The organism is Actinomyces sp. HMSC08A09, from assembly GCF_001807465.1.
Lineage (GTDB): Bacteria > Actinomycetota > Actinomycetes > Actinomycetales > Actinomycetaceae > Actinomyces > Actinomyces oris.
In genome coordinates this window covers 21,840-34,335 of record NZ_KV789147.1, presented here as the reverse complement: position 1 = coordinate 34,335, position 12,496 = coordinate 21,840, and the positions used below count along the sequence as shown (strand labels likewise).

Here is a 12,496-nt window from a genome sequence, read left to right as displayed (position 1 = left end):
AGACATGAGCCCGGAAGCCGAGTGCCGCCCTGATGACGTCGTCGTCACCGGACTGGGGACCGTCAATCCTCTGGGCGCAGACGTCGAGTCCACCTGGAGCGCCCTGCACGAGGGCGCCTGCGCGGTTCGCACCCTCGAGCACGAGTGGGTCGAGAGCCATGACCTGCCCGTGCGGATCGGCGCCCCCCTGGCGGTCGATCCCGCCGCGATGCTCCCGCCGCGCCAGCTGCGCCGCCTCGACCGCGCCAGTCAGTGCGCGCTGCTGGCCGCCCGCCAGGCCTGGGAGCAGGCGGGGGCCCCGCAGGTCGCCTCACAGCGTCTGGCGGTATCCGTCTCCCCGGGTATGGGGCCGGTCCTGTCGGTCATGGAGGCCTGGGACACCCTGAGGGACAAGGGGCCCCGGCGGGTTCTGCCAACGGCGGTCCCGGCGCTCATGCCCAACGCCCCGGCGGCCGCCGTCGGAATCGAGCTGGGGGCCCGCGGCGGCATCCATGCTCCTGTCTCAGCCTGCGCGTCGGGAGCCGAGGCCATCGCCTACGGTGCGGATCTCATTGCTCTGGGGCGGGCTGACGTCGTGGTGGCCGGGGGGACGGATGCGGCCCTCCACCCGATGACCGTGGCCGCCTTCGCTGCCATGCGGGCCCTGTCGACACGCAACGCCGACCCGCAGACCGCCTCCCGCCCCTTCGCCCCGGACCGCGACGGCTTCGTCCTGGGCGAGGGCGCCGGGCTCCTCATCCTGGAGCGCGCCGCGCATGCCAAGGCCCGAGGAGCCCGGATCCTGGCCGTGATGGCAGGCTCCGGGGTCACCGCCGACGCCTACGACGTCGCACGTCCGGAGCCATCTGGCGCGGAGCAGGAGCGAGCCCTGCGGCTGGCTCTGGAGCGCGCGGGGCTTGATCCCGGCTGTGTCGGGCACGTCAATGCTCACGCCACCTCGACGCCGGCCGGCGACGTCGTCGAGGCCGGTGTCCTGGCCAGGACGGTTCCGAACGCGGCGGTCAGCGCCACGAAGTCCGCCACCGGTCACCTCCTGGGTGGGGCCGGGGGGCTGGAGGCGGTACTGACCGTCATGGCGCTGCAGGCGCGCTGGGCCCCGCCCACGCTGCTGCCGGCCGGAGTGGATCCAGAGCTGGCCCAGCTCGGGCTGGACGTTGTTGGACCGCAGGGCCGGGACCTGCCCCAGGTGACGTCGGCGGCCAGCACCTCCTTCGGCTTCGGAGGGCACAACGTCGCCCTGGTCTTCACCCGCCAGTAGCCGTGCTCAGGCGGGAGCCGCCGTGAGACCTCGCCTGTGACCCACGGCGCTGGACCCGGCCGGTGCGGTCAGGCACAATAGCCGTGCATGCCGCGTACGTCATGACATGAGCCCGGTTGTGGGTCGAGACCGTTGGGGAAGGCGAATCTCGAAACCAACCAGGAGGCGATACTCATGATCGGTGCCTACACCCGCGGTGTACTTTTCGTGCATTCAGCACCTCGGGCGCTCTGCCCCCACATCGAGTGGGCAGCGGCCGAGGTGCTCGGTTCGCGTGTCCACCTCGACTGGACCGAGCAGCCTGCGGCCCAGGGCATGATGAGGGCCGAGACCAGCTGGGTGGGGCCCGCTGGAACAGGAGCCAGCCTTGCCTCCGCCCTGCGCGGCTGGGCAAACCTGCGCTATGAGGTGACCGAGGAGGCGAGTGTCGGCACCGACGGCGGCCGCTGGTCCCACACCCCGGACCTGGGCATCTTCCACGCCCAGACGGATGTTCACGGCAACGTCGTCGTCCCTGAGGACCGGATCCGTGCCGCGCTCGTCTACGCGGCTGATCCTGACAGGATGCGCCGCGAGCTCGACCTGGCTCTGGGCCAGGCCTGGGATGACGAGCTCGAGCCCTTCCGCTACGCCGGAGCCGGCGCGCCCGTGCGCTGGCTGCACCGCGTCGGCTAGGAACGCCGAGCACAAGACGCCTCATCGCCTGCTGAAAACCGGGTGGGGCAACAGGTCTCGCAACCTGTTGCCCCACCCGGTTTGCGTCCTGGGGACGTTACAGTCCCTGCGCTCGCAGCTCCTTCATCGCCTTGGCCCGGTTCTTGCGGTCGAGACGGTCGAGGTAGAGGTGGCCCTCCAGGTGGTCGCACTCGTGCTGGATGCAACGAGCCATGAGCTCCTCCCCCTCGACGACGACCTCCTTGCCGTCCAGGTCCACTCCCTCAGCACGGGCGTACCAGGCCCGCTCCGTGGGGAACCACAGACCCGGCACTGACAGGCAGCCCTCGTCCCCGTCCTGGTACTCCTCCTTGGAGACCTCGACGATCTTGGGGTTGAGGATGTAGCCGATCTCGCCGTCGATGTTCCAGGAGAAGGCGCGCAGACCGATCCCGATCTGATTGGCGGCCAGGCCGGCCCGGCCGTCCTCATCGACTGTCTCGAGCAGGTCCTCAACCAGGGCCTTGACGGAGTCGTCGATGTCAGTGATCCAGTCGCACTCGGTGCGCAGGATCGGGTCGCCGATGATGCGGATGTCGCGGTATGCCATGGCGGCATCCTCCCATGACCGCAGCGACGCGGTCATGTTCGACCCATCTCGTGATCTGCTGCTCGCACACCGCACCGGCACCATCGAGAACAGACCACCTGGCCCCAGGGCCGAGTACGTGAAAAGGAAGAGTCCCCGGCCTGATCGACCGAGGACTCCCCTGGTGGCTCCTGCGGCTGGACTCGAACCAGCAACCGTCCGATTAACAGTCGGATGCTCTGCCATTGAGCTACGCAGGAATGCGTTTGACGCGCAGTGAACTCTAGCAACATCCCGCGGCGGCGTCGAATCCGGCGAAGCACAGGAAACGCTGATATTCCAAGGACATCCTACCGTGTGGGCAGGCCCACACCCTCACGGACGCGGTTTTCCAGCTCTCGAAGCGTGCGACGATCCTCCGCCTCGTCGACCTGTGAGATCAGTGGCCGGGTGACGGAGTAGAGCTCGCCATCACTGCCCCGACGCACGCTGGCCGTGGCCATGGCGCCACTGGGGAGCGTTGCCACGGCGCTGTGGATGATGGCGGCCTCGACCCGTTGGCGCAGGGCCTTGGCGAAGGGGGCCACGTCCGCTGAGGCGTAGGCATCGCCGTTGCTGACTCCGGCCGGGACCTTCAAGGCAAGGTCCTTGCGATTCTGCTGCGTCCACCTCAGGGTGAAGACGCGGTCCTGGCCGTCCCAGCTCCCCTGCTCCACCTCGTCCCAGGGGTGGGTCTCGGGCCCGCTGCGCCCGTTGAAGACCACCAGGGAGCTTGCCGTGGCCACCGCCCATGTCGAGCCCTCCGCGTCCAGGGGAACGGCCCCCAGGGCGGGCTCGCGCAGCTGTTCGCGCATCTCCAGCGGAAGCGTAGCGGTGGAGCGGGTGGATGTGCCTTGACGACGGCGCAGGATCGGCATGACCGCCAGGCTACCTGCACCTGCTCGCCGACGTGGGCCGCCGCCCGGCCTCAGGTCCCCTGCCGGATCTGCATGCGGCGCTGCTCGAGGGCGGCGATCTGGGAGAACAGCTCGCGGTAGCCCTCCTCCTGCGGCGACATCCGCCGGTGGCGTGAGCGCATCTCGACCAGCCGGCGGTTGATGCCCATGACGGCCAGGGAGTCGAGCACGCCCTTGGCGTAGCGCTCCAGACCGGAGGCGTCCACCTCGGTGCCCCGTCCCCGGATCGTGGGCAGGGGCAGGGGTGCCACGGCGAGCTCGGTGATGGCGGCCTCGACCAGGCCGATGGCGCCGTCGCGCACCTGCTGGAGCCAACGCAGCGTGGCCCGGCGCTGCGCCTCCTGCTCCCCCATGCCGGCGGCCACCGCCTGCTGGACCAGCCCCGGCACCTCCCCAGTGCCTCCGGCGGCGGCGACGGCCTCATAGACGGCCCGGTGGGTGAGCTGGCCGAAGGAGTCGGCCCCCAGCTCGTCTGCACCGGCCTGGTTGGCCGCCACCGGGAACTGGATGATGACCGCCAGAGCCTCACGCTCGAGCTGCTCAACAGGATCAGTCACCGGAGGCAGGCCCCGCACGGGGGCCGCGGCATCGGGGCCGGCGGTCTCATCAGCGGGCCACTGGCCGCCCCGCCCCGCGCTGGGCTGCGCCCCTCGCCTGCCGGCGGCCTGGACCGCGGCGTGCACCTCCGCGTCAGGCAGGCCCAGCCATCCAGCCAGTCGCCGGGTGTACTCGCGCTTGAGCGCCCGGTCCCGGATGCCGGCCACCACCGGCGCCGCCGAGCGCAGCCCTCGGACCCGTCCTTCGGAAGTGTCCAGGTCCAGGTGGGACAGGGAGGTGCGGATGACGAACTCGAACAGCGGCACCCTTCGGGACAGCAGGCGCGGAATGCCCGGATCCCCCTCCTTCATCCGCAGGTCGCAGGGGTCCAGGCCGCCGGGGTCGACGGCCACGAAGGTCTGGGTGGCGAAGCGCTGGTCCTCGGCGTAAGCACGCAGGGCGGCCTTCTGGCCGGCTGCGTCCCCATCGAAGGTGAAGATGACCTCGCCGCCGCGGGCCTCTCGCCCCTGACCGGTGACCACTCCCGCCGCCGGGTCGTCAACGTCTCCCAGCAGGCGGCGCACGACCCGCACGTGGTCCGCGCCGAAGGCGGTCCCGCACGTGGCCACGGCCGTGGTCACCCCGGACAGGTGGGCGGCCATGACGTCGGTGTAGCCCTCGACGACGACGATCCGGTGGGAGCGGGCGACCTCCCGCTTGGCCAGGTCCAGCCCGTAGAGGACCTGGCTCTTGTGGAAGACGGGGGTCTCGGGGGTGTTGAGGTACTTGGGGCCCTGATCCTCCTCCGAGAGCTTGCGCGCCCCGAAGCCGACGGTGGCTCCGGTGACGTCCCGGATGGGCCAGATAAGGCGGCCGCGGAAGCGGTCGTAGACACGGCGCCCGTCCTGCCCGCCCCGGCTGCACAGGCCGGAGTCGACCAGCTCGGCCTCGGTGTAGCCGGAGCTGCGCAGGTAGCGGGCGAGGTTGTCCCATCCGGCGGGCGCGTAGCCGACGCCGAAGTGCGCGGCGGCATGGCGGTCGAAGCCCCGGGACGTGAGGAAGTCCCGCCCCGGCTGGGCCTCCGGGGTGGCGAGCTGCTCGCGGAACCAGGCCTCGGCCAGGCGGTTGGCGTCCATGAGGCGCTGCCGAGTGCCCGGCTCGACCCCGCGCCGCACCGCGCCGCCCTCCTCGTAGCGCAGCTGGACCCCGGTGCGGTCAGCGAGGTACTCGACGGCCTCGGCGAATCCGAGGTGGTGGATCTTCTCGATGAAGGTGATGACGTCACCGCCCTCACCGCAGCCGAAGCAGTGCCAGTAACCGAGCTGGGGGCGGACGTGGAAGGAGGGAGTGCGTTCGTCGTGAAAGGGGCACAGCCCCTTGAGCGAGCCGACGCCGGCGCTCTTGAGGGTCACGTGCTCACTGACGACGTCCTCAAGCCTGGCGCGCTCGCGCACCGCCTCGATGTCCTCACGTCTAATCAGTCCCGCCACAGGGCCATCGTAGGCGAGGGCACCGACATCCTGCGCCAGGGCTTGAAGGGGCTCCCCGACCAGTACAGCTAGACCTCGGAGAACATGCCGCACAGCCGGGCGTGCCAGGCCCGCGCGGAGGTGTCCGTCAGAGAGGCGATCTGGTCGACCACTACCCGCAGGCGCGCATCGTCGTTCTCAGCCCGGTGCCAGACATCGAGCAGAACCGGGTCGATTCCCTTCCCGCCGCCGGTCATGAGGACGTCGGCGAGGTCGAAGATGAGAGTGCGCTGGCGCAGGTAAACCGGCTCGTGCTCCCTCGGCTCCATGACGTAGCGCACGGCGATGCCCTTGAGCAGGAGGATCTCCGCGGCCGTCTCCTCGGGGATGACGAGCTCGGCCTCGTAGCGAGTCAAGGGCCCGTCGCCGTAGGTCTGGCGGGTGGCGGAGGCGACCGCGGAGACGAAGCGTCCGATGATCTCGCTGGTGAGGTTCTTCAGATGCGCTGCGTCGGCCACCGAGCCGTTGTAGGAGCGGATCCAGTAGGGCCGGCCGGCCAGCCTGTCGAAAGCCGCCCCAAGGGCGTCGGCGCTCAGGTCGGTGCCGTACCAGGCCCGCGTGGCCCCGAGCAGCTCATCGACCTCCTTGGGGTCGGTCAGGCAGGCCGGGTCCAGGCGTCCCAGGGCGATCGCGTCCTCGACGTCGTGGACGGAGTAGCCGACATCGTCGGACAGGTCCATGATCTGTGCCTCGATGCAGCGCCTGCCCTCCGGGGCCCCCTGACGCATCCAGGCGAAGATCTCGGCGTCGTCGTCGTAGGCGGAGTACTTGCGCGCACTGCGCCCGCTCGGTCCACCCGGCCCCCTCCCCTTGAGCCACGGGTACTTCGCGACGGCATCGAGGCTGGCCCGCGTCAGGTTGACGCCGACCGGCCTCCCGGCCGCATCAAGGGTCTTGGGCTCCAGCCGGGTGAGGATCCGGAAGGTCTGGGCATTGCCCTCGAAGCCCCCGATCTGGCGGGCCACGACGTCGAGCGCCTTCTCACCGTTGTGCCCGTAGGGAGGGTGGCCCAGGTCATGGGACAGGCAGGCGGTGTCGACGACGTCGGGGTCGCATCCCAGCGCCTGCCCCAGGGCGCGCCCCACCTGCGCCACTTCCAGGGAGTGGGTGAGCCGGGTGCGCACGAAGTCGTCAGCAGCGGGCCCCAGCACCTGGGTCTTGGCCCCCAGGCGCCGCAGCGCCGAGGAGTGCAGGACCCGGGCCCGGTCGCGTTCGAAAGGGGTGCGCTGGGGATTCTTCGCCTGCTCGTGAACGAAGCGCTCCACGTCCTGCACCCGGTACCCGGACAGGTCAAGGGCGTCTCGTCCGTCGATACGCACAGGTTCGGATCCAGATTTCTGCGCTGACATGGTCACAAGGTAGCGCAGAAGCGGGTTACCATGGTCGTCACCATTCCGACACCTCCGACACCATCCCAGGGGAGCACCGGTACCCGATCCCTCCAGCTTGTGGTCACCACGCACCCTCCTCACATCGATGAATCACTTCTTGGACGTCAAGTCCCCGGGCGCACACCCGGTGGAAGGGAGACACCTGCCGTGACCACCACCACAACCCTCATTCACCGGCCCTACGACGGTCCGGAAGAGTGGTGGCGCCACGCACTGGTCTACGAGATTCCCTCACCTGCCCTGGGAGCAGCCGAGCTGGACCGCGCCGATCCCATCATCAAGCACGCCCGCTACCTGGACATGGACGCGGTACTCATCCGTCCGAGCCTGCTCGACATCGACACCGAGATGGACTCGATCCGCCGCTTCATCGACGAGGCCGGGGAGCAGGGGCTGCGCACCATCGTGCGCATCTCCGGTGCGCTGGGTCCGATCACGGGCCCCTACGCCAAGCAGACCACCGGCTTCGTCACCGGTCTCGAAGGCGCCGCTGACGACCTGCTGCGCCGTTCGGAAGCCTACCTGCAGGCCGGTGCGGCCGGCATCGACCTGGGCACGATCGTGCCTCCCCAGCTCACCAGCGGAATCCGGCTGGATCGACTCAGCACCTACTGCGCCATGCTGCACGGCCAGCTGGCCGAGTACGTCGACGAGGGCATCATCGGTGCCGACGTGACCGCCGACTACCCGGAGTCACTGCGTCATCACCTCCAGGACGACTGGGTGCACCACTTGCGCGACGACTGTCTGACACTGACACGGTGGAACGCCGAGTCGCTCACGTCCCACCTGACCCGGTCGCTGGACGAGCACGACCGCTTCGGGGCACCCCCCACCTGGCGATTCCTGCCTCCCCACATTCTCTCCGAGCACCTGGATCCGGGCGACGGGCAGCGCTGGTACTCCGTCAACCACGATGAACGGCTGCGTCGAGGGCTCGCCCTGCAGGCCATGATGCTGGCCCTGCCCGGCTCGCTCTACCTACGTCAGGGCGATGAGATCGCCCTGTCCGACTCCGACAAGCCAACCGCTCCCCTGGAGCTGGCCGACATGGTGGCTGAGCACACGCAGGTGCAGTCCTCTCAGTTCGGCTCTCCGACTGCGACCGTGCGCCACGCGGGCCACGTGCGGCACGAGTACAACCTGGCCTGCGCTCCCCTGGCCTTCGTCACCGGGCTGGAGTGGTGCCCGCCCCAGACCCTCTCCTTCCTGGTGCGTGGCGTCCTGGTCGTCGTCAACACCTCCGACTCCCCCGTCACCTTGCCGGCCGAGGCCAAGGTTCTCCTATCCTCCCAGCCCCTGCGCCAGGAGGAGGGGCGTCTACTCGTGCCCCCGGCGACGACGACCTGGCTGGAGGCCACAACCGTTGCCTAGGGCACACGGATGCAAGTTTCATTAGTCTCTTGCAATCTTTACATAAGCCGATTAAATTATGGTGCCAGGCGAGGAACTCCTCGCTGCGGATCTGATTCGAAGGAGAATCCCTGTGGCACCCACCCGCCGATCCTTCCTGACGATGGCCGCTCTGGCCTCCACCGTGCCAACGTTGGCCTCCTGCTCCGGCTCGCGCAATACTGCGGGTACGGCGGCCTCGGGCGGCGCTGCCTCACAGGCATCTGACGCCTCGGCAGGCGACTCCGATGCCGATCTGGTCATCTGGGCGGATCAGAAGAAGGCGGACTCCCTCAAGGAGATCGCCAAGACCTGGGGCGAGCAGCAGGGCATCTCGGTGGCGGTCCAGACCGTCGCCAATGACTTGCAGCCCAACTTCATCACCGCCAACCAGGCCGGCAACGGCCCTGACATCGTCCTCGGCGCACACGACTGGATCGGCAACCTGGTGCAGAACAGCGCGATCCGGCCGGTTGTTCTGAGCCCCGAGGCCGAATCCAACTACTCCGACATCGCGCTCAAGGCGGTCACCTACGACGGCCAGATCTACGCAACGCCCTACGCCGTCGAGTGCCTGGGCCTGTTCGTCAACAAGGCACTGACCTCAGTGACGCAGCCGGCCAGCATCGAGGAGATGATCGAGGCCGGCAAGGCGGCCGGAACCGAGCTCGTCCTGTCGCAGGTCGTCGACGAGAAGGGCGACGCCTACAACATGGAGCCGATCTACACCGCCGCCGGCGGCTACATGTTCGGCAAGAACCCTGACGGCTCCTACGATCCCAATGACCTCGGTATCGGCAAGGAGGGATCCATCAAGGCCGCGGAGAAGATCCGCCAGCTCGGCCAGCAGGGAGTCCTCAGGAAGTCGGTCACGGCCGCCAACCACATTTCCTTGTTCACCGATGGTAAGGCTCCCTACCTCATCTCGGGGCCATGGGCCCTGGCGGACATCAAGAAGGCCGGTATCGACTACCAGCTCACTCGGATTCCGGGCTTCAAAGACATCAAGAACAGTCAGGCGAGCCCCTTCGTCGGAGTCAACTGCTTCTATGTCGCCTCCAACGGGAAGAACAAGGCCTTCGCCGAGACCTTCGTGGCCGACGCGGCCAAGGACATGACCTTCGCGGCATCGATGTTCCCCACCAACGAGCTGCCCCCGGCCCAGAAGGACCTCGCGGACAAGCTCAAGGCGGAGCACCCCGACATGGTCACCTTCACGGAGCTCTCCGCCAAGGCCGACCCCATGCCCGCGATCCCCGCCATGTCCTCAGTGTGGGAACCCCTTGGACGTGCTCAGGCCAACATCGTCGGTGGGGCCGATCCCGCCAGCACCATGACCGGGGTCGGCCAGACCATCAAGGCGTCGATCAAGGGCTCGTAAACCGCCTCGACGCCGAAGAGCGGAACGCTTCTCCACGCACCCGGTTATTCCTCATACTGCTTTCCCACTTCTGGAAAGGACCCGCAGATAATGACGTCCGCATCCACCACCCCGAGGGAGAAGACCACGACCATCAGAGGTCTCGTCGGTCGCATCATCGTGCTGTCCCTCACGCTGGTCGCAGCGATCTACCTCGTCCCACTTCTTATCGCCTATCGGATGTGGTTGTGGCTGGGAATCGTCGTCCTGACCACGGGGGCCATGTTCCTGCTGTACTCGACCAAGAGATTCGTGCCCGCCAAGTACCTCTTCCCCGGCACGTTCTTCCTCACCGTCTTCCTCATCGTCCCCATCGTGCTGACCATTCAAACCTCCTTCACGAACTTCGGGGACGGGTATCGCGGGAACAAGGAGGAGGCCATCGCCTCCATCACCAACAACTCCATGGTCCGCACCGAGGACTCTCCCACCTATGGTCTGTCAGTCGCGACCGACGGCGACGTCACCAAGGGCCCCTTCTCACTGTTCCTCGTCAATCCGCAGACCAAGGAGGTGCTGCGGGGAAGTGACGGGAAGAAGCTGGAGAAGGTCGACGCCAGCACCGTCACCGTCGACAACGGCGTGGTGACCAAGGCGGAGGGATACACGATCCTGTCTCCCAGGCAGATCAACACCGCCTACGAGGACATCAGCGCCATGTCGGTTCCCTTCAGGGACAAGACCACGGTCAAGGTTCAGGGCATCCGGACCGCTTTCGAGGGAACCAAGCGGATGGTCTACAACAAGTCCTCCGACACCATTACCAACACCGCCACCGGGGACGTCTACTCGGTCAAGAAGGTGGGGCTGTCCGAGCACTTCGTCAACGCCGAGGGAGAGAGGCTGGCCCAGTCCTGGAAGCAGAACGTGGGGCTGGCCAACTACTCACGGCTCTTCACTGAGGGCAACCTGGCCTCCCAGTTCCTCAAGGCCTTCGCATGGACCATCATCTTCGCCCTGGGCTCGGTGCTGCTCACCTTCGGCCTCGGTTTCTTCTTGGCGCTGACCCTCAATGATGATCGCATCAAGGGTAAGAAGCTCTACCGCTCCTTCCTCCTGCTGCCCTACGCCGTACCCGGCTTCATCTCGCTGCTCGTGTGGTCGAACTTCTACAACCAGGACTTCGGCCTCATCAATCGGATGATGCACCTCAGTATCCCGTGGCTGTCCGACCCGACCATGGCCAAGATCGCCGTCCTGCTCACCAACACGTGGATGGGCTTCCCCTACATGTTCATCGTGTGCACCGGCGCTCTGCAGTCCATCTCCGGCGATGTCAAGGAGGCGGCCAAGATGGACGGCGCCAGTGGCATGCAGGCCACATGGCGCATCGTCACCCCACTGCTCCTGGTCGCCGTCGCCCCTCTGCTGGTGAGCACCTTCGCCTTCAACTTCAACAACTTCAATGCCATCCAGCTGCTGACCGAGGGTGGGCCCTTCCCGGCCGGGGAGTACACACGCGGCGGAACCGACATCCTCATCTCCATGGTCTACCGCATCGCCTTCGGCCGTGCCGGCTCGGACTTCGGATTCGCCTCGGCCGTCTCCGTGGTCCTGTTCGCCGTCACCGGCGTCCTGGCCGCATTGCAGTTCCGAGCCACCAAGAAGCTCGAAGACGTCAACTGACCAGCCGACCTCGGAAAGAACATCATCATGAGCACCTCATCGCAGCCCGTGTCCCGGTCCGCATCAAACAGTTCCGAGGACAGCGTCGTCATCGAGAATCACATGCCGTTCTCACGCTGGTTCCGGGAGATCGGCTGGAGACACGTCGTCGGCGTCATCGCCCTGGTCTTCGCAGCCTTCCCCGTCCTCTACGTCATCTCCGCCTCTCTCAACCCCCTGGGCACGGTGGCATCCACCGGGTTGATCCCAACCAAGGTGAGTCTGGTCAACTACCAGAACCTGCTGTCTGGAGCGCGAGGCCCATTCCTGCGCTGGTACCTCAACACGATCATCATCTGCACAGTGGTGGCAACCGCTCAGGTCTTCCTGTCCCTGCTGGGGGCCTACGCCTTCTCCCGGTTCCGCTTCACCGGACGCCGCGGCGGCCTGCTCGCCCTGCTTTTGATTATGATGTTCCCCGCGATCCTGTCCATGATCGCCATCTACACGATGATCTCCGACATCGGCCAGGTCGTCCCCTTCCTCGGCCTCAACACCCTGGCCGGCTACAGCCTGGCGCTCATGGGCGGAGCACTGGGGCAGGTGTGGCTCATCAAGGGAACCTTCGACACGATTCCCCGCGAGCTCGATGAAGCCGCCATCATCGACGGCTGCACGCACTGGCAGGTCTTCCACATCATCCTTCTGCCCACGCTCAAGCCGATCATCGCCACCACCTTCCTGCTGGCCTTCGTGGGTGTCATCAGCGAGTTCCTCCTGGGCTCGATCATTCTGACCGACAACTCCCAGAAGACGCTCGCAGTGGGGCTCTACGGCATGCTCGTCGGCGACCGCTCCAACAACCTGGGCATCTTCGCTGCCGGAGCGGTCCTCACCATGGCCCCGGTGATCGCTCTGTTCCAATACCTGCAGCGCTATATCGTCGGCGGATCGATCTCGGGTGCGGTCAAGGGCTGATCGGGGCCGGGCGCCTTGACGCATCCTTCCCGTCCCATCAGCCGGGAATCAGGGGCCGACGGCGCCACCTCACCGTCCCGGATTCCCACAAACGGGACATGAACTGCGATGATGGTCAGTCGAGGGACGCGACGTTCCGCTGTCGGTTCAGGCGAGTCAGCCCCTCCATCCTGACCGTTCTTCGTAG

General features: G+C 67.2%; 10 protein-coding genes and 1 tRNA gene. 6 read left to right on the top strand and 5 right to left on the bottom strand.

Going from position 1 to position 12,496, the window contains the following annotated elements; genetic code table 11:
* The first annotated feature begins 4 nt into the window (after positions 1–4).
* Both HMPREF3165_RS10490 and HMPREF3165_RS10485 read left to right on the top strand, forming a co-directional pair.
* On the top strand, positions 5–1,258 hold the full coding sequence (locus HMPREF3165_RS10490; RefSeq protein ID WP_070513244.1) for a beta-ketoacyl-[acyl-carrier-protein] synthase family protein: 1,254 nt from the start codon (positions 5–7) through the stop codon (positions 1,256–1,258).
* Between the two features lie 174 nt (positions 1,259–1,432).
* Complete coding sequence (locus HMPREF3165_RS10485) at positions 1,433–1,933, top strand: DUF3145 domain-containing protein (protein WP_004564722.1); 501 nt, start codon at positions 1,433–1,435, stop codon at positions 1,931–1,933.
* A gap of 97 nt (positions 1,934–2,030) precedes the next feature.
* Here the strand turns inward: HMPREF3165_RS10485 and def are convergent, their stop codons facing one another.
* The 5 genes from def to HMPREF3165_RS10460 all read right to left on the bottom strand — a co-directional run bounded on the left by def (position 2,031) and on the right by HMPREF3165_RS10460 (position 6,872).
* Positions 2,031–2,522, bottom strand: a complete 492-nt coding sequence (gene def / locus HMPREF3165_RS10480) for a peptide deformylase (RefSeq protein ID WP_070513241.1) — start codon at positions 2,520–2,522, stop codon at positions 2,031–2,033.
* 164 nt (positions 2,523–2,686) lie between these two features.
* Positions 2,687–2,761 (bottom strand) — tRNA-Asn (locus HMPREF3165_RS10475).
* Positions 2,762–2,851: 90 nt separating this feature from the next.
* On the bottom strand, positions 2,852–3,418 hold the full coding sequence (locus tag HMPREF3165_RS10470; protein ID WP_070513239.1) for a hypothetical protein: 567 nt from the start codon (positions 3,416–3,418) through the stop codon (positions 2,852–2,854).
* 50 nt (positions 3,419–3,468) lie between these two features.
* The gene (dnaG, locus tag HMPREF3165_RS10465; RefSeq protein ID WP_070513236.1) at positions 3,469–5,484 is read right to left on the bottom strand and encodes a DNA primase; all 2,016 of its coding nucleotides are present in this window, start codon (positions 5,482–5,484) and stop codon (positions 3,469–3,471) included.
* A 68-nt stretch (positions 5,485–5,552) separates the two neighbouring features.
* Positions 5,553–6,872, bottom strand: coding sequence for a deoxyguanosinetriphosphate triphosphohydrolase (locus tag HMPREF3165_RS10460; protein ID WP_070513355.1), 1,320 nt, complete (start codon positions 6,870–6,872; stop codon positions 5,553–5,555).
* Between the two features lie 189 nt (positions 6,873–7,061).
* Between HMPREF3165_RS10460 and HMPREF3165_RS10455 the strand changes: the two genes are divergently transcribed.
* The 4 genes from HMPREF3165_RS10455 to HMPREF3165_RS10440 all read left to right on the top strand — a co-directional run bounded on the left by HMPREF3165_RS10455 (position 7,062) and on the right by HMPREF3165_RS10440 (position 12,309).
* On the top strand, positions 7,062–8,288 hold the full coding sequence (locus HMPREF3165_RS10455) for a glycosidase (RefSeq protein ID WP_070513233.1): 1,227 nt from the start codon (positions 7,062–7,064) through the stop codon (positions 8,286–8,288).
* A 112-nt stretch (positions 8,289–8,400) separates the two neighbouring features.
* Complete coding sequence (locus tag HMPREF3165_RS10450; RefSeq protein ID WP_083303293.1) at positions 8,401–9,687, top strand: sugar ABC transporter substrate-binding protein; 1,287 nt, start codon at positions 8,401–8,403, stop codon at positions 9,685–9,687.
* A gap of 90 nt (positions 9,688–9,777) precedes the next feature.
* Complete coding sequence (locus tag HMPREF3165_RS10445; protein ID WP_070513230.1) at positions 9,778–11,352, top strand: ABC transporter permease subunit; 1,575 nt, start codon at positions 9,778–9,780, stop codon at positions 11,350–11,352.
* 27 nt (positions 11,353–11,379) lie between these two features.
* Positions 11,380–12,309 carry a sugar ABC transporter permease gene (locus HMPREF3165_RS10440; RefSeq protein WP_070513228.1) on the top strand — a complete coding sequence of 310 codons (930 nt, stop codon included), beginning with the start codon at positions 11,380–11,382 and terminating at the stop codon, positions 12,307–12,309.
* Positions 12,310–12,496: the final 187 nt, after the last annotated feature.

What these genes read in the sequence shown, in the direction of transcription:
- HMPREF3165_RS10490 (WP_070513244.1), top strand. Translation starts at nt 5, where the DNA reads ATGAGCCCGGAAGCCGAGTGCCGCCCTGATGACGTCGTCGTCACCGGA.
- HMPREF3165_RS10445 (WP_070513230.1), top strand. Translation starts at nt 9,778, where the DNA reads ATGACGTCCGCATCCACCACCCCGAGGGAGAAGACCACGACCATCAGA.
- HMPREF3165_RS10485 (WP_004564722.1), top strand. Translation starts at nt 1,433, where the DNA reads ATGATCGGTGCCTACACCCGCGGTGTACTTTTCGTGCATTCAGCACCT.
- HMPREF3165_RS10470 (WP_070513239.1), bottom strand. Translation starts at nt 3,418, where the DNA reads ATGCCGATCCTGCGCCGTCGTCAAGGCACATCCACCCGCTCCACCGCT.
- HMPREF3165_RS10460 (WP_070513355.1), bottom strand. Translation starts at nt 6,872, where the DNA reads ATGTCAGCGCAGAAATCTGGATCCGAACCTGTGCGTATCGACGGACGA.
- HMPREF3165_RS10440 (WP_070513228.1), top strand. Translation starts at nt 11,380, where the DNA reads ATGAGCACCTCATCGCAGCCCGTGTCCCGGTCCGCATCAAACAGTTCC.
- def (WP_070513241.1), bottom strand. Translation starts at nt 2,522, where the DNA reads ATGGCATACCGCGACATCCGCATCATCGGCGACCCGATCCTGCGCACC.